The organism is Phytopseudomonas dryadis (genome assembly GCF_004327355.1).
GTDB classification, from domain to species: domain Bacteria; phylum Pseudomonadota; class Gammaproteobacteria; order Pseudomonadales; family Pseudomonadaceae; genus Aquipseudomonas; species Aquipseudomonas dryadis.
This window is the reverse complement of the sequence record NZ_QJUM01000006.1, coordinates 179,743-205,025: the sequence shown is the minus strand read 5'-3', so window position 1 is coordinate 205,025 and position 25,283 is coordinate 179,743. Positions and strand designations below refer to the sequence as shown.

20 protein-coding genes and 3 tRNA genes are annotated in these 25,283 nt (G+C 65.4%); 2 read left to right on the top strand and 21 right to left on the bottom strand.

Annotated elements, in window-relative coordinates; genetic code table 11:
• Positions 1–77: 77 nt before the first annotated feature.
• From DNK34_RS07395 to leuC, 20 genes are all read right to left on the bottom strand, one after another.
• Positions 78–893 carry an energy transducer TonB gene (locus DNK34_RS07395; protein WP_131174057.1) on the bottom strand — a complete coding sequence of 272 codons (816 nt, stop codon included), beginning with the start codon at positions 891–893 and terminating at the stop codon, positions 78–80.
• A 362-nt stretch (positions 894–1,255) separates the two neighbouring features.
• A tRNA-Asp gene (locus DNK34_RS07390) sits at positions 1,256–1,332 on the bottom strand.
• Between the two features lie 98 nt (positions 1,333–1,430).
• Positions 1,431–1,507: transfer RNA gene (locus tag DNK34_RS07385), tRNA-Asp, on the bottom strand.
• 36 nt (positions 1,508–1,543) lie between these two features.
• A tRNA-Val gene (locus DNK34_RS07380) sits at positions 1,544–1,619 on the bottom strand.
• 107 nt (positions 1,620–1,726) lie between these two features.
• Positions 1,727–2,491 (bottom strand): SDR family oxidoreductase, encoded by a 765-nt coding sequence (locus tag DNK34_RS07375; protein WP_131174056.1) that lies wholly within the window; start codon positions 2,489–2,491, stop codon positions 1,727–1,729.
• The gene (locus DNK34_RS07370) at positions 2,488–3,699 is read right to left on the bottom strand and encodes an O-succinylhomoserine sulfhydrylase (RefSeq protein WP_131174055.1); all 1,212 of its coding nucleotides are present in this window, start codon (positions 3,697–3,699) and stop codon (positions 2,488–2,490) included. Before DNK34_RS07370 ends, DNK34_RS07375 begins: the two co-directional genes overlap by 4 nt.
• Positions 3,700–3,813: 114 nt before the next feature.
• Positions 3,814–5,319: an amidophosphoribosyltransferase gene (purF, locus tag DNK34_RS07365; RefSeq protein WP_131174054.1), complete on the bottom strand. Its 1,506-nt coding sequence runs from the start codon at positions 5,317–5,319 to the stop codon at positions 3,814–3,816.
• A gap of 28 nt (positions 5,320–5,347) precedes the next feature.
• Positions 5,348–5,917, bottom strand: a complete 570-nt coding sequence (locus DNK34_RS07360) for a CvpA family protein (RefSeq protein WP_131174053.1) — start codon at positions 5,915–5,917, stop codon at positions 5,348–5,350.
• A gap of 80 nt (positions 5,918–5,997) precedes the next feature.
• A complete protein-coding gene (locus tag DNK34_RS07355) occupies positions 5,998–6,603 on the bottom strand; it encodes an SPOR domain-containing protein (protein ID WP_131174052.1) in 606 nt (201 codons plus the stop codon).
• Positions 6,596–7,891: a bifunctional tetrahydrofolate synthase/dihydrofolate synthase gene (folC, locus tag DNK34_RS07350; protein ID WP_131174051.1), complete on the bottom strand. Its 1,296-nt coding sequence runs from the start codon at positions 7,889–7,891 to the stop codon at positions 6,596–6,598. Before folC ends, DNK34_RS07355 begins: the two co-directional genes overlap by 8 nt.
• Positions 7,888–8,772 (bottom strand): acetyl-CoA carboxylase, carboxyltransferase subunit beta, encoded by an 885-nt coding sequence (gene accD / locus DNK34_RS07345; protein ID WP_131174050.1) that lies wholly within the window; start codon positions 8,770–8,772, stop codon positions 7,888–7,890. The genes folC and accD overlap by 4 nt, the downstream gene beginning before the upstream one ends.
• 139 nt (positions 8,773–8,911) lie before the next feature.
• A complete protein-coding gene (locus DNK34_RS07340) occupies positions 8,912–9,535 on the bottom strand; it encodes a phosphoribosylanthranilate isomerase (protein WP_131174049.1) in 624 nt (207 codons plus the stop codon).
• Positions 9,536–9,575: 40 nt separating this feature from the next.
• The gene (truA, locus tag DNK34_RS07335) at positions 9,576–10,409 is read right to left on the bottom strand and encodes a tRNA pseudouridine(38-40) synthase TruA (protein ID WP_131174048.1); all 834 of its coding nucleotides are present in this window, start codon (positions 10,407–10,409) and stop codon (positions 9,576–9,578) included.
• A 36-nt stretch (positions 10,410–10,445) separates the two neighbouring features.
• Positions 10,446–13,352, bottom strand: coding sequence for a motility hub landmark protein FimV (locus DNK34_RS07330; RefSeq protein ID WP_131174047.1), 2,907 nt, complete (start codon positions 13,350–13,352; stop codon positions 10,446–10,448).
• 152 nt (positions 13,353–13,504) lie between these two features.
• Complete coding sequence (locus tag DNK34_RS07325) at positions 13,505–14,515, bottom strand: aspartate-semialdehyde dehydrogenase (RefSeq protein WP_131174046.1); 1,011 nt, start codon at positions 14,513–14,515, stop codon at positions 13,505–13,507.
• A gap of 324 nt (positions 14,516–14,839) precedes the next feature.
• On the bottom strand, positions 14,840–15,952 hold the full coding sequence (gene asd / locus DNK34_RS07320; protein WP_131174045.1) for an aspartate-semialdehyde dehydrogenase: 1,113 nt from the start codon (positions 15,950–15,952) through the stop codon (positions 14,840–14,842).
• A 54-nt stretch (positions 15,953–16,006) separates the two neighbouring features.
• Entirely contained in the window at positions 16,007–17,089 is a 1,083-nt protein-coding gene (gene leuB / locus DNK34_RS07315; RefSeq protein WP_131174044.1) for a 3-isopropylmalate dehydrogenase, read from the bottom strand.
• A 160-nt stretch (positions 17,090–17,249) separates the two neighbouring features.
• Positions 17,250–18,014, bottom strand: a complete 765-nt coding sequence (locus tag DNK34_RS07310; RefSeq protein ID WP_131174043.1) for a class I SAM-dependent methyltransferase — start codon at positions 18,012–18,014, stop codon at positions 17,250–17,252.
• Positions 18,015–18,056: 42 nt separating this feature from the next.
• Complete coding sequence (gene leuD / locus DNK34_RS07305) at positions 18,057–18,704, bottom strand: 3-isopropylmalate dehydratase small subunit (RefSeq protein WP_131174042.1); 648 nt, start codon at positions 18,702–18,704, stop codon at positions 18,057–18,059.
• 10 nt (positions 18,705–18,714) lie between these two features.
• Positions 18,715–20,142 (bottom strand): 3-isopropylmalate dehydratase large subunit, encoded by a 1,428-nt coding sequence (gene leuC / locus DNK34_RS07300; RefSeq protein WP_131174041.1) that lies wholly within the window; start codon positions 20,140–20,142, stop codon positions 18,715–18,717.
• Positions 20,143–20,626: 484 nt separating this feature from the next.
• Between leuC and DNK34_RS07290 the strand changes: the two genes are divergently transcribed.
• Together DNK34_RS07290 and DNK34_RS07285 are read left to right on the top strand one after the other, a co-directional pair.
• Positions 20,627–21,532, top strand: coding sequence for a LysR family transcriptional regulator (locus DNK34_RS07290; protein WP_131174040.1), 906 nt, complete (start codon positions 20,627–20,629; stop codon positions 21,530–21,532).
• A gap of 103 nt (positions 21,533–21,635) precedes the next feature.
• Entirely contained in the window at positions 21,636–24,563 is a 2,928-nt protein-coding gene (locus DNK34_RS07285; RefSeq protein WP_131174039.1) for an EAL domain-containing protein, read from the top strand.
• A 60-nt stretch (positions 24,564–24,623) separates the two neighbouring features.
• On the opposite strand, the gene DNK34_RS07280 is transcribed toward DNK34_RS07285, so the two are convergent.
• Positions 24,624–25,070 carry an Hsp20 family protein gene (locus tag DNK34_RS07280; protein ID WP_131174038.1) on the bottom strand — a complete coding sequence of 149 codons (447 nt, stop codon included), beginning with the start codon at positions 25,068–25,070 and terminating at the stop codon, positions 24,624–24,626.
• Between the last annotated feature and the right edge of the window lie 213 nt (positions 25,071–25,283).

Here is a 25,283-nt window from a genome sequence, read left to right as displayed (position 1 = left end):
GCGTTCCTCGGAAAAACGGTATGTCGATAACGGGGTTCAGGCCCGGGCTGCCCCGGGCTCGCGGATAAGGGCGTTGCTCAATTCAGGCGGAAGTCCAGCGGCACCGTGACCCAGCCTTCCTGGGGCACATCGCCACGCTTGGCCGGGACGAAGCTCCAACGCTGCACGGCGCGGACCGCGGCCTGATCCAGTACGTCACGACCGCTGCTGGTCTGGATCTGAATCTCGCCCGGCTTGCCATTGGCCAATACCCGGATGCGCAGCAGCACGGTGCCTTCCCAGCCGCGGCGCTGGGCCAGCGAGGGGTATTCCGGCGCCGGGTTGCGCAGGTAGGCGGCGTTGGCCGACGGCGGCGTTTCCGTGACCGGCTTGGGCGCGGGTGGCGCTGGCGGTGCCGGTGGCGCTTCGGCCTTCGGCGGCGCGGGCGGCGGCTCGACCGGCTTGGGCGCCGGTTTGGGCTCCGGCTTCGGTTTCGGCGGTTGCGGCTTGGGCGGCACGGGCTTGGGTGGCGGCGGCTTGACCGCCAGCTCTTCGACCACCGGCGGTGGCGGCTCGACGACAGGTTCGGGAGGCGGTGGCTCGACCACCGGCTCCGGCGGGGGTGGCGGGCTGGCGAACTCGATGGTCATCGGCGGGATTTCGACCGGTACTTCCGGCAACACCGGCTCGGGTCGCTGACTCAGCCAGTGCAGCACAGCGCCATGCAGAACCAGGGCGAAGGCACCCAGCAGGATCGCCTCGCGGCGGCTCAGAACGGGCTTGGATACATGGGGGCCATGGCGCAGGGTGCCCAGCGCCTGGCGCAACGGCACGCCCAGTTCGAATACCTCTCCGGGCAGGCGCGCCTGTTGCCAGGTCGCACTGGAGCGCGCAGAGGATTGCAGATTGCCCATCACGAAGATACTCCTGGAAATACCGACTTAGAGCCGGTCTAAGCGCAAACAAGATTTCCAGTCGTCTGGTGCGGGCAAGAATGAGGGTTCTTATTTATTTCGTAAAATCACTTTTTATACGATGCTAATTCTTTATTCGTATATACAAGGCGCGCTCGGCCCGCTTGTACGAGCCCTTCTTCTCCGCCGGCGCTCACAACACAGGCTGGGCGCCCTCTGCGCAGCGAAAACAGCGCCGAATGCGGCCCAGGGCCATCCAGGAGGAACAGGAGGGAGGAATTGCTGCAGGCGGAAACGAGAAAAGCGGCCAATGGCCGCTTTTCAGGGAACTCGCTGGCGTTCAGGGGGCCAGCGAGCGGATATGGCGCAGCGGACGGGACTCGAACCCGCGACCCCCGGCGTGACAGGCCGGTATTCTAACCGACTGAACTACCGCTGCGTGTCGTCTGGACTTGCGTCCGGTGTAACCCTTGCTTCGTCGGCTGCGGCAACCAGGGTTGTCGCAGCCCATGCAGGCAGTGCCCGGCATGGAAAATATGGCGCAGCGGACGGGACTCGAACCCGCGACCCCCGGCGTGACAGGCCGGTATTCTAACCGACTGAACTACCGCTGCGCGTCGGCTGGACTTGCGTCCAGGCTCTCAAGAAAATGGTGGGTGATGACGGGATCGAACCGCCGACCCTCTGCTTGTAAGGCAGATGCTCTCCCGGCTGAGCTAATCACCCTTCGTCTTGCGAGGCCGCGAAATTTACCCGTGGGCCGAAGCTAAGTCAAGGCCGCCGTTGAACTTTTTTCGGAAAAGAGGAAATCCCGCCAGGCGCCTTCGCGGCCCTCAGGCATAGATCATCTTGCGCGTCATGCCGCCGTCGACCACGAATTCCTGGCCGGTCACGAAACCTGACTCGGGCGCCAGCAGCCAGGCCACCATGGCCGCCACGTCGTCCACCTCGCCGACCCGCCCGCAGGGATGCTGGGCGTGGTCGCTCGCACTCAGGGGTTCGGCCCGGCGCTGCTGCGCGTCCCGCGAATCGATCCAGCCGGGGCTGACCGCATTCACCCGGATCGCCGGGCCGAGACTAATCGCCAGGGCATGGGTCAGCGCCACCAGCCCGCCCTTGCTCGCCGCGTAGGCCTCGCTGTCCGGTTCGGATTGCCGGGCGCGGGTCGACGCCAGGTTGACGATGGCGCCGCCACAGGCACGCAGGTGGGGCGCGCAATGCTTGGCCAACAGCAGCGGCCCGCCGAGGTTGACCGCCAGCACATGGTTCCACTGCTCCAAGTCCAGACGTTCCAGCGGCTCGTTGTGCGGGCTGGCCACCCCGGCATTGCAGACCAGCGCATCCAGGCGACCGGATCGTTCGACGGCCTGGCGGACACCCGCGCTCACCTGAGCCTCGTCGGCCACATCCATGGCGATGAAGCAGGCGTTGCCACCCAGGGTCTCGGCTACTTGCGCCCCACGGCTGTCGCCGAGATCGCAAAGCACCACCCGCCAGCCCTCGCGGATCAGCCAGGCGGCGATCCCCTCACCGATGCCGCGCGCGGCGCCGGTCACCAGGGCGACCCGGGCCGGCACCGCTTCGCCGCGACCGCTCACAGCGCTTGCAGACCGCGGGCCAGATCGGCCTTGAGGTCGGCCAGGTCTTCCAGACCGACCGCGACCCGGATCAGGTTGTCGCGGATACCGGCATTGGCCCGCTCCTCGGGCGACAGACGCCCGTGGGAGGTGGTCGCCGGATGGGCGATGGTGGTCTTGGTATCGCCCAGGTTGGTGGTGATGGAGATCACCCGGGTGGCGTCGATGAAACGCCAGGCCGCGTCCCGGCCGCCCTTGACCTCGAAGCTGACCACCGCGCCGAAGGCGCGCTGCTGGCGCACCGCCAGCTCGTGCTGAGGGTGGCTGGCAAGGCCGGCGTAATACACCCGCTCGATTCCCGCCTGCGACTCCAGCCAGCGGGCCAGTTCCAGGGCGCTGGCGCAGTGCGCCTGCATGCGGATGCGCAGGGTCTCCAGGCCCTTGAGGAAGATCCAGGCGTTGAACGGGCTGAGGGTCGGCCCGGCGGTACGCAGGAAGCCCACCACATCGGTCATCAGCTTGGCGCTACCGGCCACCACACCGCCCATGCTGCGGCCCTGGCCGTCGATGTACTTGGTCGCCGAATGCATCACCACATCGGCACCGAGCTGCAGCGGCTGCTGCAAGGCCGGGGTGCAGAAGCAATTGTCCACCGCCAGCAGCGCGCCCCTGTCGTGCGCGATCTGCGCCAGGGCGGTGATATCCACCAGCTCGGCCAGCGGGTTGGACGGCGACTCGACGAACAGCAGTTTGGTGTTGGGCTTGAACGCGCCGGCCCAGGCCTGCAGGTCCGACAGGGGCACGTAATCGACCTGGACGCCGAAGCGTTTCAGGTACTTCTCGAACAGGCTGATGGTCGAGCCGAACACGCTGCGCGAGACCAGCACGTGATCGCCGGCACTGCACAAACTCATGACGATGGCCAGGATCGCCGACATGCCGGAAGCCGTGGCGACGGCCTGCTCCGCGCCTTCCAGGGCGGCGATGCGCTCCTCGAAGGCGCGCACGGTGGGGTTGGTGTAGCGCGAGTAGACATTGCCCGGCACCTCGCCGGCAAAGCGCGCCGCGGCATCGGCGGCGCTGCGGAACACATAGCTCGAGGTCGGGAACAGCGCCTCGCTGTGCTCGCCCTCGGGCGTACGATGCTGCCCGGCGCGCACGGCCAGGGTATCGAAACCAACGCCTTGCAGATCACTGTCGAGCCGACCGGCATTCCAATCCTGTGTCATATCCCTTCCTCGTGCAGAAACCATTCCGGGCCACAGGGGCCCGGTTCACGCTCTTCGTTCTTCGCTTGAAGCTTGAAGCTTGAAGCTTGAAGCTTGAAGCTTGAAGCTTGAAGCTCAATTATTGTACAGATCGATGATCGCGCTGACGGCCTGATTCTGCACCTTCGAGCCATCGTTGCGCGCCTGGTCGATACGGTTCAGGTAGGCCTCGTCGACATCACCGGTGACGTACTGGCCATCGAACACGGCACAGTCGAAATGCTCGATCTTGACCTTGCCGCCGCCCACCGCGTCGATCAGGTCTGACAAATCCTGGTAGACCAGCCAGTCGGCGCCGATCAGCTCGGCGACCTCTTCGGTACTGCGGTTATGGGCGATCAGCTCATGGGCGCTGGGCATGTCGATGCCGTACACGTTCGGATAGCGCACGGCCGGCGCCGCCGAACAGAAATACACGTTCTTCGCCCCGGCTTCGCGGGCCATCTGGATGATCTGCTTGCAGGTGGTGCCGCGGACGATGGAGTCGTCAACCAGCATCACGTTCTTGCCACGGAACTCGAGTTCGATGGCGTTGAGCTTCTGCCGTACCGACTTCTTGCGCGCGGCCTGGCCGGGCATGATGAAGGTGCGGCCGATATAGCGGTTCTTGACGAACCCCTCGCGGAACTTCACGCCGAGGTGGTTGGCCAGTTCCAGCGCCGAGGTACGGCTGGTGTCGGGAATCGGGATGACCACGTCGATATCGTGATCGGGACGCTCGCGCAGGATCTTCTCGGCCAGTTTCTCGCCCATGCGCAAGCGCGCCTTGTACACCGACACGCCGTCCATCAGCGAATCCGGACGGGCCAGGTAGACATGCTCGAAGATGCACGGCGAATACTGCGGATTGGGCGCGCACTGGCGGGTGTGCAGCTGGCCTTCCTCGGTGATGTACACCGCCTCGCCCGGCGCCAGGTCACGGATCAGGGTGAAGCCGAGCACGTCCAGGGCCACGCTTTCCGAGGCGATCATGTACTCCACGCCCTCGTCGGTATGGCGCTGGCCGAAAACGATCGGACGGATACCGTTGGGGTCGCGGAAACCGACGATACCGTAGCCGGTGATCATCGCCACCACCGCGTAACCGCCGCGACAGCGCTTGTGCACGTCCTTGACCGCGGCGAACACGTCCTCCTCGGTGGGGTGCAGCTTGCCGCGCACCGCCAGTTCGTGGGCGAACACGTTGAGCAGCACTTCCGAATCGGAACTGGTGTTCACATGGCGCAGGTCGGACTCGTAGATTTCCTTGGCCAACTGCTCGACGTTGGTCAGGTTGCCGTTGTGCGCCAGGGTGATGCCGTAGGGCGAGTTGACGTAGAACGGCTGCGCCTCCGCCGAACTGGAACTGCCCGCAGTGGGATAGCGCACATGGCCGATGCCCATGTGGCCGATCAGGCGCTGCATGTGGCGTTGCTGGAACACATCGCGCACCAGGCCATTGTCCTTGCGCAGGAACAGCCGTCCCTCATGGCTGGTAACGATACCGGCAGCATCCTGGCCGCGGTGCTGAAGGACGGTCAAGCCGTCATACAGCGCCTGATTGACGTTCGATTTACCGACGATCCCGACAATGCCACACATGTGACGCAACCCCTACTCAGTGGAACAGCTAATTACCAGTGCCGCCGGGCGTCGCAGGCCCCAGCAGCGCTTCTTTGAACGGCAGCTCGACAGGCGCGCTGACACCGCTCGCAAGCCACTGACTGGACATCCCCAGAATGAGGTTCTTCGACCAGTCGGCGACCATCAAAAAATGCGGCAGCAGCGTCGATTGCTGCCACCAGGTGTCCTGCTCGACGGGCGCCAGGCTCAACAGCCCGACCACCACCACGACCAGCAGGGCGCCGCGGGCGGCGCCGAATACCATACCGAGGAAGCGGTCGGTTCCCGACAGACCGGTGACGCGAATCAGTTCGCCGATCAGATAGTTGATCAAGGCACCGACCAGCAGGGTCAGTACGAACAGCAAGACGCAGGCGGCGATGACCCGCGCGGAAGGCGTTTCGATATAGGCCCCGAGGTGTTGTGACAGGGCTCCGCCGAACATCCAGGCGACCACACCGGCGATGATCCAGGTGAGCAGCGACAGGGCCTCCTTGACGAAGCCCCGGCTCAAACTGATCAGACTCGATACGACGATGACGGCGACAATCGCCCAATCGACCCAAGTGAATGCCACGATGCAGGCTACCGATGGAAAAGGCGCTGCATTTTAGCAGAGCCCTGCCCATCGGGTAAGCAAAGATGCGGGCTGCCGGCTCAGTTGCTTTCCGGCTGGAAACGCACCACGAAGCCATTGAGCTTGTGCTGGCGGTTCAGCTGATCACGCAGGCGATCGGCTTCGACGCGCTCGATCAGCGGCCCGACGAATACCCGGTTCATGCCATCGGCATTGCGGATATAGGCGTTGTAGCCCTGGGCGCGCAGGGTCTTCTGCAGCGTCTCGGCCCCCGGGCGACTGGACAGGCTGGCCAGCTGCACCGACCAGCTGACCGGCAGGCTGTTGGCATCCAGGCGTTCGGCCGGCGCCTTCTGCGGTGGCGGCGCGACCTCGGCCGGCTTGGCCGGCGTGGGCGCTGGCACCGGGGTTTCGGCCACGGCCGGCGGCTCGCTATCCGGCGGCAGTATCTCGGCCTCGGCCGGGGACTCGCCCGGCACCGGCTCGTCGGGCAACTCCTGCGGGTCCGGCACGATCACCGGCTGCATCTCGATCTCCGGCACCACCGGCTTGGACGGTATCGTCGGCGCCTCGACCACCACATGACGCAGCTCATCTGGGCGCGACAGCAGCATCGGCAGGAAAATCACCGCCAGGGCGACCAGCACCAGCGCCCCGACCATGCGCTGCTTCAATACGTTATCCATGCACGTCCTCCCGGATAGGGCGAGCCAGCCACTGCAAGGCCTCGGCCACGCAGAAAAAAGATCCAAAGAGCAGAATTTCATCGCCCGCCTCGGCTCGCTCGCACTGTGCCTGCAGGGCCGCCGCTACATCGGCATGGCTGTCGACGAGCGCGCCACAGGCCCGCAAGTGCCCTTCCAGCTCGGCAGCCGGGCGCGAACGCTCCGTCGGCAAAGGCGCCACCGCCCACTGCGCCACGTCGGCCAGCAACGGCGCCACCACGCCGGGCAGATCCTTGTCGGCCAACAGGCCGAACACCGCCAGGCGCCTGCCGGCGCAGGGCCGACTGGCCAGACGCTGGGCGAGGAACTCGGCGGCATGGGGATTGTGCCCGACATCCAGCAACAGGGTGAGCGACTTGCCGCGCCAGTTCAAGCTACGCCGGTCCAGACGCCCAGTCACCCGGGTTGCCTGCAGCGCCCTGGCGATACGGGCAGCGTCCCATGGCAACTCGAGCAAGGCATACGCCTGCAGGGCCAGGGCGGCATTTTCCATGGGCAGATCGAGCAACGGCAGCTGCGTCAGGCGCAGCACTTCTCCCTGCGCCGTCAGGCCATACCAGTCCCAGCCCTCGGCGCCGATACTCAGATCGAAGTCGCGGCAACGCAGGAAGAACGGCACATCCAGCTCGGCCACACGCTCGAGCAACGGCAGCGGCGGCTCGAAGTCACCGCACAGCGCCGGCTTGCCGGCACGCAGGATACCGGCCTTTTCATAGGCGACCGACTCGCGGCTGTCGCCCAGCCAATCGGCGTGATCGACGGCGATACTGCTGATCAGGGCCAGATCGGCATCGATCAGGTTGACCGCGTCCAGGCGCCCGCCGAGGCCGACCTCGAGCACGGCCACGTCCAGCGCCGCCCGCTGGAACAGCCAGAAGGCGGCCAGGGTGCCCATCTCGAAATAGGTCAGGGAAACCTCGCCGCGCGCCGCCTCCACCGCAGCGAAAGCCTCGCACAGCAGCGCGTCGCTGACCTCGGCCGTATCGATCTGCACGCGCTCGTTGTAGCGCAGCAGGTGCGGCGAACTGTAGACGCCGACCTTCAGCCCCTGCTCGCGCAGCAAGGCGGCGAGAAAGGCGCAGGTCGAGCCCTTGCCGTTGGTGCCGGTGACGGTGACCACACGCGGCGCCGGGCGCCCCAGGCCGAGACGTAGCGCCACCGCGCGGGAGCGATCCAGGCCCATGTCGATGGCGCTGGGATGCAGACGCTCCAGATACGCCAGCCAATCGGCCAGGGAGCGTTGCGTCATGCAGTGGCCGGCAGCGCGGCAGGCGATGACTGGTGCATGAACTGCGCCAGCAGGCGGGCCAGGCGGGGACGCAGCTCGGCACGGTGGATGATCATGTCGATGGCACCGTGCTCGATGAGGAACTCGCTGCGCTGGAAGCCTTCCGGCAGTTTCTCGCGCACGGTCTGCTCGATCACCCGCGGGCCGGCGAAGCCGATCAGTGCCTTGGGCTCGGCGACGATGACGTCACCGAGCATGGCCAGGCTGGCCGATACGCCGCCATAGACCGGGTCGGTCAGCACGGAGATGAACGGGATGCCTTCCTCGCGCAGACGCGCCAGCACCGCCGAGGTCTTGGCCATCTGCATCAGCGAAATCAGCGCTTCCTGCATGCGCGCGCCACCGGAGGCGGCGAAGCAGACGAAGGGGCAACGCTGCTCCAGGGCGACGTTGGCGGCACGCACGAAGCGCTCGCCGACGATCGCCCCCATGGAGCCGCCCATGAAGGAGAACTCGAAGGCACAGGCCACGATCGGCATGCCTTCGAGGGTACCGCTCATGGAAATCAGGGCATCCTTCTCGCCGGTCTGCTTCTGCGCGGCGACCAGGCGATCCTTGTACTTCTTGCTGTCGCGGAATTTCAGCCGGTCGCTGGGCTCCAGGTCGGCGCCGATCTCCTCACGGCCGTCGGCATCGAGAAAGATGTCCAGGCGCGCGCGGGCGTCGATACGCATGTGGTGGTTGCACTTGGGGCACACATCCAGGGTCTTCTCCAGCTCGGGCTTGTACAGCACCGCGTCGCAGGATGGGCACTTGTGCCACAGGCCTTCGGGCACCGAACTCTTCTTGACCTCGGAACGCATGATCGAAGGGATCAGTTTGTCTACCAACCAGTTGCTCATGCTCTCAATTCTCCAACGCTTCGGGCTCTGACATGCCTGCGGCACATACGAGCGAATTCACCAGGTGCGATCGCGGATCACGCGACAGCGCGCCGCCATGGCGGCAATAGCTGTATGGACGGCTCAGTGCCGGGCGCCGTCACATCGACAACCTCACCGCCCGCACAAACGCATTCATCTTGTGGACATCCTTGATGCCCTTGCTCGCTTCCACCCCGCCACTGACGTCCACCGCATAGGGGCGGACACGGGCGATGGCCTCGGCGACATTGCCCGCCGTCAAGCCGCCGGCCAGCACCACCGGCTTGCTCAGTCGTGGCGGCACCAGCGACCAGTCGAACGCCTCGCCCGTGCCACCGGGCACACCGGCCACATAGGTATCGAGCAATACGCCACGGGCGCCGGGATAGGCCGCTACCCGCACCGCAATGTCATCTCCCGGCCTGACGCGCAGCGCCTTTATGTAGGGCCTGGCGAAACCCTCGCACTGCTCGGCGCTTTCCTCGCCATGGAACTGCAGCAGATCCAGCGGCACGCGCTCGAGCAGTTGCGCGAGCTCGGCCCGTGGCATGTCGACGAACAGGCCGACCGTGGTCACGAATGGCGGCAAGGCGGCAACGATCTCGCCAGCCTGAGCCACGGAGACGGCACGCGGGCTACGCGGATAGAACACCAGGCCGATGGCGTCGGCCCCTGCCTCGACCGCCGCCAGGGCATCTTCTATCCGGGTAATCCCACAGATCTTGCAGCGAACGACTGACAACGGACGAATACCTCTGCGAAAGAGCGGATGGTAGCAAAACCTAGGCGTCAGCCGCCACGTCCACCAGGCCGGAAAGGAAATGCGGCCCCAGATAGCGCGTGGGCAAGTCGAACTCGGCCGGATAATCCACCTGCACCAGGTACAGGCCATAGGGATGCGCGGTGACGCCACCGGTACGCCGAACGCCGGTCTCCAGCACCTCGCGCGCCCATTGCACCGGCCGCTCGCCGGCACCGATGGTCATCAGCACGCCGGCGATATTGCGCACCATGTGGTGGAGAAAGGCATTGGCGCGGATATCCAGCACGATGAAACGCCCGTGCTGAATCAACTGCAGGTGGTGCACCGTCTTGATCGGCGACTTGGCCTGGCACTGCCGCGCCCGGAACGCACTGAAGTCATGGGTGCCGATGAATACCCTGGCGGCCTCGCGCATGCGCTCGACATCCAGCGGCCGATGATTCCAGGTCACCTCCTCGGCCATGTGCGCCGGGCGGATCTGGTCGTTGTAGATCACATAGCGATAGCGCCGGGCCATGGCGCAGAAACGCGCATCGAAATGCGCCGGCATGGACTTGGCCCAGGTCACGCTGATGTCGCCGGGCAGGTTCATGTTGGCGCCCATCACCCAGGCATGCATGGAGCGCTCGACGCGGGTGTCGAAATGCACCACCTGGCCGCTGGCGTGCACCAGGGCATCGGTACGCCCGGCGCAGCTCAAGGTCACCGGCGCACCGCCGGCCACCTTGGACAAGGCCTTTTCCAGGGCGGCCTGGATGGAGGGCACGCCGTCGCGCTGACGCTGGAAGCCGCGATAGCGGGAACCCTTGTACTCGACGCCGAGGGCGATCTTGTAAATGCCGACGGCAGCCATTTCGGCTGCCGTCGTCGAACACACATCAGACATGTATCAAACCAGTTTGCCGATCAGCTCTCGCGCTTCCTGCTGCTGACCTTCGTTACCTTCGGCGATCACTTCATCGAGGATGTCACGGGCACCCTCGGAATCGCCCATATCGATGTAGGCGCGTGCCAGGTCCAGCTTGGTCGCCGTCTCGTCGGTGCCTGACAGGAAGTCGAAGTCATCGTCGTCATCGAGGTCGGACGCGGCCGCCTGGGCCGGCGCGGCTTCCGGCTCGGCGCGCCCCTGCTGCTCCAGGCTCTCGGCCAGCTGATCCAGCTCCGCGGTCACGTCATCGAGCTGCGCGGCGAAACTGGCCTCCGTTGCCGGAGCGGGCTCCTCGTCATTGAGCGACAGGTCGAAATCGGCCGGCAGCTCGAAATCGTCGTCGGCCGGCGTCTCGGCGGGTGCGGGCAGGTCCAGGGACAGGTCGGCCAGGCCGTCATCGGCCGGCGTCTGCTCGGCCTCGTCGTCCAGGCTCAGGAGGAACTCGTCCTCCTCGGCGGCAGGTGCGGCCGGCGCATCCAGGTCGAGGTTGAAGTCGGCCAGCTCGCCCCCCGGCTGCTGCCCGGTTTCGGCAGCATCGTCGAAATCGAGGGCGAAGCCCAGGTCATCGTCCGGATTCGCCTCCGGCTGCGCCGCGGCCTGCGGTTCGAGATCGGCATCCAGCCCCAGGGGGTCAACGTCCGAAGCGGCAGCACCCTGCCCGGCCTGCAGATCGCGATCGAACTCGGCATCGAGATCGTCCAGATCCAGATCGAAGGCATTGTCGACTGGCTGCTGCGCAACCGGCTGAACAGGCTCATCCAGGGTCAGGTCATCGAGACTGAAGCTATCCAGGTCATCGGCTGCCGCTGCCGCCGCCAGACCGGTACCGGCGAACACCGCCATGGCCGGGTAGCGGCTCTTCAACTGTTCGACTTCGGCCGATGCCCCACCGATCTCGCGCAATTCGTTTTCCTGGCGGGCAAACCCTTCGCGGTCGCCCAGTTCGGCGTACACCTCCATCAGCTTCAGGCGCAGATCCGCGCGCTGCGGCTCATCGTTGATGGCGTTGTGCAGGAGGTCGGCGGCCTGGTTGAAGCGACCGTAGGCGATATAGATGTCGGCCTCGCCCAGGGCATCGCCGGTTTGCGCGGTGACGCGCTCTTCGCCCAAGGGCAGCTCGTCAGCGCCGGCGAGGTCGTCCGGCAGGCCATCCAGGCTGTCGGCGGGCAGTTCCATATCGGCATCGAAACGATGGCTGTCGTCAGCCTGCTCGGCGACGAGACGCTCTTCCAGCTCGGCCTCCTTCAGGGCGCGGCGTCGCGAGATGATCATCAGCAGAACCAGCAGCGCCAGCAGTGCGCTACCGCCGATGATACCCAGCAGCAGCGGGTTGGCCAGCAGGTTATCCAGTGCGCTGGCTTCATCCTGCGGCGTCTCGGCAAGCGGCTCTGGAGCCGGGGTCACGGCAGGAGCGGCAGCGTCCGACTGCGCCGGCGCAGCGGCAGGCGCCTCGGCGGGTGCCGGAGCGGCTTCGCCATCGGCGCCAGGGGCTGGCGCCTGGCTGGCCGCATCCGGTGTCGTGCTCGCATCACCCGCACCGGCCACATCCGCTTCGCCCGGGCTTGCCGCCTCGGGCGCAGCTGGAACGCCAGGTTCGGCACTTTCGCTTTCGGGCACTGCCGGCGCAGCCGTATCGCCAGTGCCGGGTGCCGGTGCGGAGCCGGTGGCAGGCGCTGCAGCGGAAGCGGCCGGGTCGCCAGAGCCGGGCGTGCCCGCAGGAGCCGCCAGATCGGCTTGCAGCTTGGCCAACTGATCGTCTTTCAACTGAATGAGTCGCTGCAACTTGTCGAGCTGGCTCTGCAGATCATTCATGCGATCCTTCAACTCGTCGTTTTCGCGACGGGTCGAATCCAGGCTTTCCTGGGTCACGGCCAGTTTATCGGACAGGGCCTTGCTATCGGCGGCGCCATTCTCGCTGCCGGCGGTGGACTGACCGCCGTCGGCGGACAGCAGCTTGAGGCTGTCCTGCGACTGTACTTCGGCCGGGGCGGCGCCGGCGCTGGTGCGCCGGGTGGCATCGATCTGGCGGGTGCCGGCCTGGGCACTGCGGCTCTGGCGCCAGGCGGCATTCTGTTCACTGACCTGCGCCAGCGCCTCGGACTGACTGCGTCTGTTCACCTGCTGCTGATCGGGCAGGCGCAGCACCTGGCCGGCTTTCATGCGGTTGATGTTGCCGTCGATGAAAGCATCGGGGTTCAGATCCTGAATCGCCAGCATGGCCTGATGCACGCTGCCGTTGCCCCGTGCGCCCTGGGCGATGTCCCACAGGGTATCGTTGGCCTGGGTTCGGTACTCCCCTCCCGCCCCTGCCGCGGCCGGCGCGGCGCTCGGGCTCGGGCTCGGGCTCGGGCTCGGCGCAGACGCGCTGGCCTGGGGCGCGGGGCGCGGCGCCGGCGCGGCGGCAGGAGGCGGTGCGGGAGCGGCCACCGGCAATTGCGGTGCGGCGGCTGCCGCGATTTGCGGCGAATAGAGTGGCGGATCGAGCAGCAGGGTGTATTCGCGCAGCAGGCGGCCGTTGGGCCACAGCACTTCCACGAGGAAATTCAGGTAGGGTTCGCGCACCGGCTTGTTCGAGGTCACGCGGATGACGCTCCTGCCATTCGCATTGACGACCGGGGTAAAGGTCAGGTCGGTCAGGAAGTACTGGCGATCCACCCCGGCCTTGTTGAACTCTTCAGGCGAGGCCAGCATCGGGCGCAGCTCGTCGGAGGACAGATCGCGAACTTCCAGCAGTTCTATCTCTGCTACCAGCGGCTGATTCAGCGACGACTTCAGCGTCAGCTCACCCATCCCCAGTGCATGCGCCATGCCGGAAGACAGCGCTGACGCCGCCGCGATAGCCAGTACCAGTTTGCGAACCCGAACCATAGCCTTTTCCTTTGTATTAACTGCTTTCGCTGGGCGAAAGGGTTTCATGATTGCTGCCTGCCCCCTCCAAAGGAGGTTCCCCCAGCCAACAACCAACTCGGTCAGTAATTGCCAAGCTCGAAAAATTCTTCAAATTTCTAGGTAAGTATCTTTTACAGATAGTGTTTTATCAATAACTCAGCTAATTGCACAGCATTCAACGCGGCGCCTTTTCTCACATTATCAGACACAATCCACAAATTGAGCTCACTGGTGTCGTCCAGGCCGCCGCGCACGCGCCCCACATAGACCGCGTCCTGCCCCACCGCATCGCCCACCGCGGTCGGAAAATCGCCGGCCTCGATGAATTCTATACCCGCCGCGGCCTGCAAGGCCGCGCGGGCCTTGGCCACGTCCACCGCCGAGCCACTCTGCAGACTCAGGCTCAGGCTGTCACCGAAGAATACCGGCACCTGCTGGCAGGCGACCGATACGTGCAGTCCCGCGATGGCCAGCAGGCCCTTGAGTTCATCGCTCACCCGGCGCTCGAACGCACCATGCCCGTCGGCATCCACCGCATCGACCTGGGCCAGGACGTTGAAGGCCATCTGCCGATCGAACAGGCGAGGTTCGAAAGAGCGCCCATTGAGCAGCTCGGCCGTCTGCCGGGCCAACTCGGACACACCCTCACGCCCGCGACTGGAAACCGCCAGGCTGGCATTGACGGTGACGCGGCGCAGGTCCAGCAGCGGGCGCAGGGCGGCCAGCGCCAGGGAGATGGCCACGACCGGGGCCGCCGGACTGCTCAGGTAATAGGGCGCGGCCAATGCCTCGAGCGACTCGGGATTGACCTCCGGCACCACGCGTGGCGCCTGGGCGACCGGCAAGGCGCCCGACAGGTCGATCAGCGCGCAGCCTGCGGCCTGCACGGCCTCGAACGAGGCGCGGGTCACGGCCGGGTCGGCGGCGAAGAAGGCCAGACGGACACTGGAGAAATCGAAGGTATCGAGTGCGCGTACGCGCAGATTCCTGCCTTTATAGGCAACCGAACGCCCGGCCGAGTCGCCGCTGGCCAGCAGGTGCAGGTTGGCGAGCGGGAAGTCGCGCTCCTCGAGCACCTGTACCAGGGCTTCGCCCACGCTGCCGGTGGCGCCGATCACGGCAATATCAAAGGTACGGGTCATGGACAGGCTTCTGGACTCTGAGTGGATGAAACAAGCCCAGCACTCTATAGCGCATCCCATGAAAAGCATAGGAGCAGGCCTAATGCCAGTCAGTTGAGCGCTTGGCCCGCAAATCGACGGTTTGCCCTGGCCCTGTAGGAGCCGCGACCCCGCGGCGATTGGCGGCCGTGACACGATTTGTGCGCTGGCCACGATTGCATCGCGCCGAGGTCGACGCTCCTGCGCGCGGGGGATCGCTTTTCTGTAGGCCTCCCTGTTCCTACAGAAACCTTATCTGATCGGCATCAAGGAGCAGGCCAGGGGATCGGCCCGCTCCGCAGGCTATCAGCGCTCCAGCAGGATACGCAGCATGCGCCGCAGCGGCTCGGCCGCCCCCCACAGCAGTTGGTCGCCGACGGTGAAGGCGCCCAGGTACTGCGAACCCATGTTGAGCTTGCGCAGGCGTCCCACCGGCACGCTCAGGGTACCGGTGACAGCGGTCGGGCCGAGCTCGCGAATGCTCGCTTCGCGCTGGTTCGGCACCAGCTTGACCCAGGGATTGTGCTGGCTGATCAGCCCTTCGATGTCGGACAGCGGCACGTCCTTGTTCAACTTGATGGTCAGCGCCTGGCTGTGGCAGCGCATGGCGCCGATGCGCACGCAGATGCCGTCCACCGGGATCGGGTTCTTGAAACGACCGAGGATCTTGTTGGTCTCGGCCTGGGCCTTCCACTCTTCACGGCTCTGGCCGTTGGGCAGTTCCTTGTCGATGTAGGGGATCAGGCTGCCGGCCAGCGGCACGCCGAAGTTGTCCACCGGGAAGGCATCGCCGCGCATGGCCTCGGCCACCTTGCGGTCGATGTCGAGGATGGCGCTGGCCGGATCGGCCAGGTCGTCGGCGACGCTGGCGTTGACCGCGCCCATCTGCCTGATCAGCTCGCGCATGTTCTGCGCGCCGGCACCGGATGCCGCCTGATAGGTCATGGCGCTCATCCACTCGACCAGGCCGGCTTCGTAGAGACCGCCCAGGGCCATGAGCATCAGGCTGACGGTGCAGTTGCCGCCGATGTAGTTGCGCGTGCCGAGGTCGAGCTGCTGGTCGATCACCCTGCGGTTGACCGGGTCGAGCACGATCACCGCGTCATCGGCCATGCGCAGCGACGAGGCGGCGTCGATCCAGTAGCCCTGCCAGCCGGCTTCGCGCAGCTTGGGGAACACCTCGTTGGTGTAGTCGCCGCCCTGGCAGGTGAGGATCACGTCCAGGCCTTTCAACTCGTCGATGCTGTAGGCGTCTTTCAGCGTCTCGGTCTGCTTGCCGATGTCCGGGCCCTGGCCGCCGACATTGGAGGTGGTGAAGAACACCGGCTCGATCAGGTCGAAGTCCCGCTCTTCCAGCATGCGCTGCATCAGCACGGAACCGACCATGCCGCGCCAACCGATAAGACCTACACGTTTCATAACCACTACACCTATATGAACAAACCGCCGGACGATCCCCGGGGGCCTGGAAGATTACAGACTACGCAGTGCTTCGACTACCGCATCGCCCATTGCCGCGGTGCCGACCTTGGTCGTACCCGCCGAGTGGATGTCGCCGGTACGCAAGCCCTGATCCAGCACGCGACTCACCGCCTGCTCGATGGCATCGGCGGCCTGGGCCTGGTTGAAGCTGTAGCGCAGCATCATCGAGACCGAGAGGATGGTCGCCAGGGGGTTGGCGATGCCCTGCCCGGCGATGTCCGGCGCCGAACCATGGCACGGCTCGTACATGCCCTTGTTGTTGGCGTCCAGCGAAGCGGACGGCAGCATGCCGATGGAACCGGTGAGCATGGAAGCCTCGTCCGAGAGGATGTCGCCGAACATGTTGTCGGTGACCACCACGTCGAACTGCTTGGGCGCGCGCACCAGTTGCATGGCGGCGTTGTCGACGTACATGTGGCTGAGTTCGACGTCCGGGTAATCCCTCGCCACCTCCTCGACCACGGCGCGCCACAGCTGGCTGGAGGCGAGCACGTTGGCCTTGTCCACCGAGCACAGCTTGTTGCCACGCACCCGGGCCATGTCGAAACCGACCCGGGCGATGCGCCGGATCTCGCTCTCGCTGTACGGCAGGGTGTCGTAGGCCATGCGCTCGCCGTTCTCCAGCACTTTACTTTCCCGCGGCTGACCGAAGTAGATGCCACCCGTCAGTTCGCGGACGATGAGGATATCCAGGCCGGCCACCACTTCCGGCTTGAGCGAGGAGGCATCGGCCAGTTGCGGATAGAGAATGGCCGGACGCAGGTTGGCGAACAGGCCCAGTTGCGAGCGGATCTTCAGCAGGCCACGCTCCGGGCGGATGGCCGGGTCGATCCTGTCCCACTTGGGCCCGCCCACCGCACCGAGCAGCACGGCATCGGCCGCGCGCGCGCGCTCCAGAGTCTGGTCGGCCAGCGGCACGCCGTACTTGTCCACGGCGGCGCCGCCCAGCTCGTCGAACGACAGCTCGACGTCCAGGCCGAACTTGTCATTGGCCAGGCGCAGCACCTTGACCGCTTCGGCCATGATTTCCGGGCCGATACCGTCGCCGGGGAGAATCAGAATCTGCTTGCTCATGTCTTTTTCCTTCACGAAGCTCGGGTCGCACGGCAACTCGGCCATTTCAACTTGAACGGGCCCGCCAACCGCCATCTCCCCGCGCAAGGGGCGCCATGTTCGACGCCCCGGCGACCGGGGTCAATGGGGTGCGGTGCCCCTCGAGGGACAACAGGTAACCTTATCTTTCCGCCCAGAGCACCAGCACATCGGTGCTGAAGGAGCCATCGGCGGCGACCTCGAAGTACTCGCGCACTTCCTCGCCGACCGCGGCCTGCAAGGTCAGGATCGCCTCGCGCATGACCTGGGGCGTGCGCATGCGCTCGACCCAGGAAGCGAACTCGAGACGCAGGCGTTGACGTGTGTGACTGCGCACCTGCAGCCCCGCCTCGCTGACCTGGCGTAACCACTCGGCCGGCGAGTAGTCGCGCACGTGGCTGGTGTCACGCAGTACCTCGACGGTTTGCAGGTAGGTGTCCAGCAGTGGTCGGCCCGGCGACGCCACATCGATGAAAGCCGCCACGCCGCCCGGCTTGAGCACCCGGCGCACTTCCCGCAGGGCCAGGCCGAGGTCGCTCCAGTGGTGCGCCGAATAGCGACTGAAGACGAAATCGAACTCGCCATCGGCGAACGGCAGGCGTTCGGCCGCGCCGCGAACGGTGCGCAGATTGCCCAGGCCGCGCTGGGCAGCGGAACCGGCGACCACCTCGAGCATCTGTTCGGAAAGGTCGTAGGCCACGACCTCGCCCACCAACGGCGCCACCTGGAAAGCCACGTGTCCCGCACCGCACCCCAGGTCGAGCACACGGGCGCTGTCGCACCCGGCCACTTCGGCCTGCAACAGGGCGAATTCGCTGCCCTGGGCATGCACGGCACTGGTCAGGTAGGCATTGGCCTGCTCGCCGAACTGCCGCTGAACCACCTGTACATGGGCTTTGTCGCTCACCGCGGACTCCTTGGGGCTGCGCTACTGCGCGCGCCTTCGTGTTTACTTGATGGCGCCGAACAACCAGGGCTGGCGCTGCTGATATCCGACCTCGAAGGCGCGGATGGCGTCGGCGTCCTGCAGGGTCAGGCCGATATCGTCGAGGCCGTTGAGCAGGCAGTGCTTGCGGAACGCATCGACTTCGAACGAATACTGCACACCATCGGGACGGGTCACGGTCTGCGCCTGCAGGTCGACGGTCAGCTGATAGCCTTCCTCGGCCTCGGCCTGCTGGAACAGTGCGTCGACCTCGTCTTCGCCGAGGATGATCGGCAGCAGGCCGTTCTTGAAACTGTTGTTGTAGAAGATATCGGCGAAGCTCGGCGCGATGACGGTGCGGAAACCGTACTCGTCCAGCGCCCAGGGCGCGTGCTCGCGGCTCGAGCCGCAACCGAAGTTCTCCCGCGCGAGCAGCACGCTGGCGCCCTGGTAGCGCGGGAAGTTCAGCACGAAATCCTTGTTGATCGGACGATTGGAGTTGTCCTGATTCGGCTGCCCGACATCCAGGTAGCGCCACTCGTCGAACAGGTTGGGGCCGAAGCCGGTACGCTTGATCGACTTGAGAAACTGCTTGGGAATGATCTGGTCGGTGTCGACGTTGGCACGATCGAGGGGGGCGACCAGGCCGGTATGTTGGGTAAAGGCTCTCATGCGCTACTCCTCAGGCCTGGATCAGTTCGCGAACATCGATGAAACGGCCGGTCACCGCCGCCGCCGCCGCCATGGCCGGACTGACCAGGTGGGTACGTCCGCCGGCGCCCTGGCGCCCCTCGAAGTTGCGGTTGGAGGTCGAGGCGCAGTGTTCGCCGTTGCCGAGCTTGTCGGGGTTCATCGCCAGGCACATGGAGCAGCCCGGTTCACGCCACTCGAAGCCGGCCTCGATGAAGATCCTGTCCAGCCCCTCGCTTTCCGCCTGGGCCTTGACCAGCCCCGAGCCCGGCACCACCAGCGCCTGCTTGATGGTGCTGGCAACCTTGCGGCCCTTGGCGACGAGGGCCGCGGCACGCAGATCCTCGATCCGTGAATTGGTGCACGAGCCGATGAACACGCGGTCGAGCTGGATGCTGGTGATCGGCTGGTTGGCGCTCAGGCCCATGTATTTCAGGGCACGAGTGATCGAATCCTTCTTCACCGGATCGCTTTCGCGGGCCGGGTCCGGCACGTTCTGGTCGACCGCCAGCACCATTTCCGGCGAAGTGCCCCAGCTCACCTGGGGCTTGATGTCTTCGGCCTTGAGTTCGACGACGGTATCGAAATGGGCATCGTCATCGGAAACCAGGTCGCGCCACACGGCGACGGCCTGCTCCCAGTGCTCGCCCTTCGGCGAATACGGACGGCCCTTGACGTAGTCGATGGTCTTCTCGTCCACCGCCACCAGGCCCACGCGGGCACCGGCCTCGATGGACATGTTGCAGATGGTCATGCGCCCTTCGAGGGACAGGCCGCGAATCGCGCTGCCAGCAAACTCCAGGGCATGGCCATTGCCGCCGGCGGTGCCGATCCTGCCGATCACCGCGAGCACGATGTCCTTGGCGGTGACGCCGAAGGGCAAGGTGCCTTCCACGCGCACCTGCATGTTCTTCATCTTCTTCGCCACCAGGCACTGGGTCGCCAGCACATGCTCGACCTCCGAGGTGCCGATGCCGTGGGCCAGGGCGCCGAACGCGCCATGGGTGGAGGTGTGCGAGTCGCCGCAGACCACGGTCATGCCCGGCAAGGTCGCGCCCTGCTCCGGGCCGACCACGTGGACGATGCCCTGACGGACGTCATTCATCTTGAATTCGAGAATGCCGAAGTCGTCGCAGTTCTCGTCCAGGGTCTTGACCTGGATGCGCGACACTTCGTCGGCGATGGCGTCCAGCCCGCCCAGACGCTCGGTGCGGGTGGTCGGCACGTTGTGATCGGGGGTGGCGATGTTGGCGTCGATCCGCCAGGGTTTGCGGCCAGCCAGGCGCAGGCCTTCGAAGGCCTGGGGCGAGGTCACTTCGTGAAGGATGTGACGGTCGATGTAGATCAGCGACGAACCATCGTCGCGACGCTTCACCTCGTGCATTTCCCACAACTTGTCATACAGCGTCTTGCCGGCCATGTACCTGTCCTCATCAGCGCGTTTCTATGCCTGGGGCCAATAGCCCTTTGGCTTATGGGGAGAATGCTAAGACCACCGTGCAAATAACTCAAATTCATATTTTTCATCCAGAGGATTCCCAGGAGGAATTCATATAGAATCGGAGGCTGGAGGCTGGAGGCTGGAGGCTGGAGGCTGGAGGCTGGAGGCTGGAGGCTGGAGGCTGGAGGCTGGAGGCTGGAGGCTGGAGGCTGGAGGCTGGAGAGGGTTTTGCTCGGGCCTTGCCCCTGTCAAGCTTTTTCGTTCAGCCTCCAGCCTCTGGCGCTCTTATCGGCTTCTGCCCCGTAGCCTGGGTCGAGCGCAGCGATACCCAGGTGAAACCTCCCCGGGTGTCGCTCCGCTCAACCCGGGCTACCAGGCTTTTTCGTCCAGCCTTCAGCCTCCAGCGCTGTTCTCGGCTTCCGGCCTTTCTCGTCCAGCGCCTTTAACGTCATTCGGGTAAGTCATGGATCTAGCTACATTGAACGCCTTTATCGCCATCGCCGAACTCGGCAGTTTTTCCGAGGCGGCGATGCGCCTGCACCTGACCCAGCCGGCCGTGAGCAAACGCATCGCCAGCCTGGAACAGCAATTGCGCGTGCGCCTGTTCGACCGCCTGGGCCGTGAAGTCAGCCTCACCGAGGCCGGACGCGCCCTGCTGCCGCGCGCCTATCAGATTCTCAACGTGCTGGAGGACACGCGCCGCGCCCTGACCAACCTCAATGGCGAGATCACCGGCCGCCTGACCCTGGCCACCAGCCACCACATCGGCCTGCATCGCCTGCCGCCACTGCTGCGCGCCTTTACCCGCGCCTACCCGCAGGTGGCCCTGGACATCCAGTTCCTCGACTCCGAAGTGGCCTATGAAGAAGTCTTCCATGGCCGCGCCGAACTGGCGGTGATCACCCTGGCCCCGGAAACCCGCGAGCCGGTGCGCGCTGTCGCGGTATGGGACGATCCGCTGGATTTCGTCACCGCCCCCGAGCACCCCCTGGCGCGCGACAGCGGCGTCAGCCTGGCCGACGTGGCCCTGCACCCGGCGGTGTTCCCCGGTGGCAACACCTTCACCCACCACATCGTCCAGCGCCTGTTCGAAGCCCAGGGGCTGACCCCCAATATCGCCATGAGCACCAACTACCTGGAGACCATCAAGATGATGGTCTCCATCGGCCTGGCCTGGAGCGTGCTGCCACGCACCATGCTCGACGAACAGGTCTCCCGCCTGCCGCTGCCGGGTATCCAGTTGTCCCGGCAACTGGGCTACATCGTGCATACCGAGCGCACCCTGTCCAACGCCGCCCGCGCCTTCATGCAATTGCTCGATGCCCAGCGTGACGACCTTGCGCTCGCGCCCTTGCAACAGCTAACGTGATTGCCGTGCCTGGCTGCTCGCAGCCAGGCAGTGCCGCACCGAGACTGACTTGCCAGGCCGCCCCAAGCGCTACCAAGCCGCCCCGTATAGAGGAAGGGCCACCATGGGCAACTCCAATGACAATCGCCCACCACTGCCCTATGTACCCGCGCTCGATCCCGCCGAGTTCGAGAAAACCTGGCACGACGCCCAACGCCTGCTGGCGGCCCTCAATGGTGCGCAACTCGGCGCCTGGTACTGGAATATCAGCAGCGGCGAAGTCAACTGGTCACGCGGCGCGCAGAAACTCTTCGGCCTCGATCCCAACCGGCCACTGCGTACGCCAATCGATTACATCGACCTGATTCCCGAAGAAGACCGCACCGAAGTGTTGCGCCAGTTCCAGGCCGTACTCGATGGCGCCCCCAGCAGCCAGGCGCTCCGCCAGCGCATACGCTGGCCGGACGGCAGCCTGCACTGGCTGGAAATCAGCGGCAGCCTGCAGACCGGCGGCAGCGGGCAACGCAAGATGTTCGGGGTGATCCGCGACATCACCCGGCAACGCGTCCAGGAACAGGCCCTGGCGGACAGCCAGGAACGTCTCAGGCTGGCGCTGGAGTCGGCCGACCTGGGTACCTGGGACTGGCACATCCCCAGCAACACGCTGTTCGCCTCGGCTCGCACAGCCATGCTCCATGGCCTGCCGGCGCAGCCCTTTCACGGCCCCTTTCGCGAGTTCTTCGCCTTCGTGCCCATGCGCGAACGCCGCAGCATGCGCCGGGCCTACCAGGAGCTGCGGCAAGGCAGCGGCCAGGACTATCAGGTGACCTACCGGGCGTTCGACAGCCACCGGCAGGTGCACTACCTGGAGAGCACCGCCAAGCTCTATCGCGACGCCCAGGGCCAGCCGCTGCGCATGACCGGCATCCTCATCGATACCAGCGAGCGCACCCTGCGCGAACAGCGCCTGCAGGCGTCGGAGCGCAAGTTCGCCACGCTGTTCCAGGCCAGCCCGGACCCAATCTGCGTCACCACCTTGCCGGAAGGCCGCATCCTGGAAATCAACCCGAGCTTCACCCAGGCCTTCGCCTGGCAAGCCGAGGAACTGGTGGGCCGTGGCATTTTCGACCTGCGCCCCTGGAGCGATCTGCCACAGCAGTCCGGCCTGCGCGCAAAGCTGCGGCAAGGGCGCGACCTGGGCGACGAAAACGTCGACTTGCTCGACGCGCAAGGCCGGCCCCTGACCTGTGTGGTGTCCTGCCGGCGCATCGAATTCGACGGCCAGCCCTGCATCCTCACCACCTTCCGCGACATCACCGAACGACAGCGCGCCGAAGCGGCGCTCAAGTCCAGCCAGGAAAAGTTCTACAAGGCCTTCCACTCCAGTCCGGACGCCATCACCATCACCGCGCGCGACAGCGGCCGCTACATCGAAGTCAACGATGGCTTCAGCCGGCTCACCGGCTACAGCGCGGAAGAAGTCATCGGCCGCACCTCCACGCAACTCGACATCTGGGCAAGTGCCGAACAGCGCCAGCGCATGCTCGAGGCACTGCACAAGGACGGACGCATCCATCGCCTGGAAATGCGGGGGCGTGATCGCACCGGCAAGTACCTGGATGTCGAAGTGTCCGTCGAACAGATCGAACTGGATGGGGAACCCTGCCTGCTGCTGACCGCGCGGGACATCGGCGAACTCAAGGCCGCTCAGGCGCAGATCCAGCACCTGGCCTACCACGACCCGCTGACCAACCTGCCCAACCGCGCCCTGCTGATGGATCGCCTGACCCAGCAGATCGCCCTGCTGCAACGCCATGAGCTGCGCGGCGCCCTGCTGTTCCTCGACCTCGACCACTTCAAGCACATCAACGATTCGCTCGGCCACCCGCTGGGCGACGCGGTGCTGAGGATGGTCACCGCACGCCTGGAGGCCAGCGTCCGCGAAGAGGACACCGTGGCCCGGCTCGGCGGTGACGAATTCGTCGTGCTGCTGACCGGCATCGAAGGCAAGCGCCAGCAGGTCATCAGCCATGCGCGCAGCGCCGCCGACAAGCTGCGCAAGCTGCTGGCCGAACCCATGCTGCTCGATGGCCATCGCCTGCAGGTCACGCCCAGCATCGGTATCGCCCTGATTCCCGACCACGGCCATACCCCCGCCGATCTGCTCAAACGCGCGGACATCGCCCTGTACCGGGCCAAGGATTCAGGCCGCAACGCCGTCCAGCTGTTCCACAACAGCATGCAGCACGCCGCCAGCGAGCGCCTGCGCCTGGAAAACGAACTGCGCCTGGCCCTGGCCCGCGGTGAATTCGAGCTGTACTTCCAGCCCCAGGTCGATGCCCATAACGGCCAGATCATCGGCGCCGAGGCGCTGCTGCGCTGGATCCACCCGACCCTCGGCGAGCAGTCGCCCGCCCTGTTCATCCACGTCCTGGAAGAAAGCGGGCTGATCCTCGAAGTCGGCGCTTGGGTCATGGTCGAGGCCTGCCATGTCTGCGCGCAGTTGCTCGACGAACGCGTCATCGACGAAGACTTCAGCCTGTGCGTGAACATCAGCACCCGACAATTCCTGCAGAACGATTTCGTCGAGCGCGTGGAAAGCTGCCTGCGCAACAGCCATCTGCCCGAAGGCATGCTCAAGCTGGAGATCACCGAAGGCATCGTGATCCAGAACATCGACGACACCATCGCCAAGATGAACCGCCTGCGACGCCTGGGCGTGAGTTTCGCCATGGACGATTTCGGTACCGGCTATTCCTCGCTGACCTACCTCAAGCGCTTGCCGGTGGATGTCCTGAAGATCGACCAGTCGTTCGTGCGCGACGCCACCCGCAACCCCAGCGATGCCGAGATCATCCGCGCCATCGTCGCCCTGGGCCTGAGCCTGGGCCTGGCGGTGATCGCCGAAGGCGTCGAGCAACAGGAACAGCTGGAATTCCTGCAACGCCAGGGCTGCCATTGCTACCAGGGCTACCTGTTCAGCCGCCCGCAACCACTGGCGGAGTTTCGTGCCCTGCTGCTGCACACCGCGCAGCGACCGCTACTCGGTTGATCGCAGAAACGACGAAGGCGCCCGCAGGCGCCTTCGCTTATCCACTTACAACGCGACCGCTCAGTTCTCCAGCACCGGGCGTGCGGCACCGATCGGGATGCGCTTGGCCTTGGCTTCTTCCGGCACCAGACGCTCCAGGTCGATGTTCAGCAGGCCGTTGACCAGATTGGCGCCCTTGACCTCGATATGGTCGGCCAGGCGGAACGACAGCTTGAACGAACGCTGGGCGATGCCCTGGTACAGGTAAGTGACGTTATCGCCCGTGTCGCCACGCTTGCCGCCGGTGACGGTCAAGACGCCGCGCTCGACCTGCAGATCCAGGTCTTCATCCTGGAAACCGGCGGCGGCGATGACGATGCGGTAGCGATCGTCGGCATGCTTCTCGACGTTGTAAGGGGGATAGCTGCTGCCCGCCTCGTTGCGCATCGCCGACTCGAACAGGTCGTTGAAGCGGTCGAAACCGATGGACTGACGGAACAGCGGGGTCATGGAAAATGCATTGCTCATGGTTTGGCTCCTGATTTTCAGCGAGTGATAAAGTGCGGAACCCGACTTCGGCATCCCGCAGTAGTGAAAATGTGGACACGCCGGAAAATTTCAAGGGCCTGACTGCAAGGAGCGGTCACCATGGGCAAGGTCATGCTGATTACCGGCGCCAGCCGTGGCGCGCCGCCACAGCGCCTTAGATCCTTGGCCCGTTCGCAGTCAGGGTTGACCAGC

Bases quoted from the DNA above. Each gene is read 5' to 3' on its own strand.
- DNK34_RS07395 (WP_131174057.1), bottom strand. From the start codon at position 893: ATGGGCAATCTGCAATCCTCTGCGCGCTCCAGTGCGACCTGGCAACAG.
- DNK34_RS07370 (WP_131174055.1), bottom strand. From the start codon at position 3,699: ATGACACAGGATTGGAATGCCGGTCGGCTCGACAGTGATCTGCAAGGC.
- purF (WP_131174054.1), bottom strand. From the start codon at position 5,319: ATGTGTGGCATTGTCGGGATCGTCGGTAAATCGAACGTCAATCAGGCG.
- DNK34_RS07355 (WP_131174052.1), bottom strand. From the start codon at position 6,603: ATGGATAACGTATTGAAGCAGCGCATGGTCGGGGCGCTGGTGCTGGTC.
- folC (WP_131174051.1), bottom strand. From the start codon at position 7,891: ATGACGCAACGCTCCCTGGCCGATTGGCTGGCGTATCTGGAGCGTCTG.
- accD (WP_131174050.1), bottom strand. From the start codon at position 8,772: ATGAGCAACTGGTTGGTAGACAAACTGATCCCTTCGATCATGCGTTCC.
- truA (WP_131174048.1), bottom strand. From the start codon at position 10,409: ATGGCTGCCGTCGGCATTTACAAGATCGCCCTCGGCGTCGAGTACAAG.
- DNK34_RS07330 (WP_131174047.1), bottom strand. From the start codon at position 13,352: ATGGTTCGGGTTCGCAAACTGGTACTGGCTATCGCGGCGGCGTCAGCG.
- DNK34_RS07325 (WP_131174046.1), bottom strand. From the start codon at position 14,515: ATGACCCGTACCTTTGATATTGCCGTGATCGGCGCCACCGGCAGCGTG.
- asd (WP_131174045.1), bottom strand. From the start codon at position 15,952: ATGAAACGTGTAGGTCTTATCGGTTGGCGCGGCATGGTCGGTTCCGTG.
- leuB (WP_131174044.1), bottom strand. From the start codon at position 17,089: ATGAGCAAGCAGATTCTGATTCTCCCCGGCGACGGTATCGGCCCGGAA.
- leuD (WP_131174042.1), bottom strand. From the start codon at position 18,704: ATGAGAGCCTTTACCCAACATACCGGCCTGGTCGCCCCCCTCGATCGT.
- leuC (WP_131174041.1), bottom strand. From the start codon at position 20,142: ATGGCCGGCAAGACGCTGTATGACAAGTTGTGGGAAATGCACGAGGTG.
- DNK34_RS07290 (WP_131174040.1), top strand. From the start codon at position 20,627: ATGGATCTAGCTACATTGAACGCCTTTATCGCCATCGCCGAACTCGGC.
- DNK34_RS07285 (WP_131174039.1), top strand. From the start codon at position 21,636: ATGGGCAACTCCAATGACAATCGCCCACCACTGCCCTATGTACCCGCG.
- DNK34_RS07280 (WP_131174038.1), bottom strand. From the start codon at position 25,070: ATGAGCAATGCATTTTCCATGACCCCGCTGTTCCGTCAGTCCATCGGT.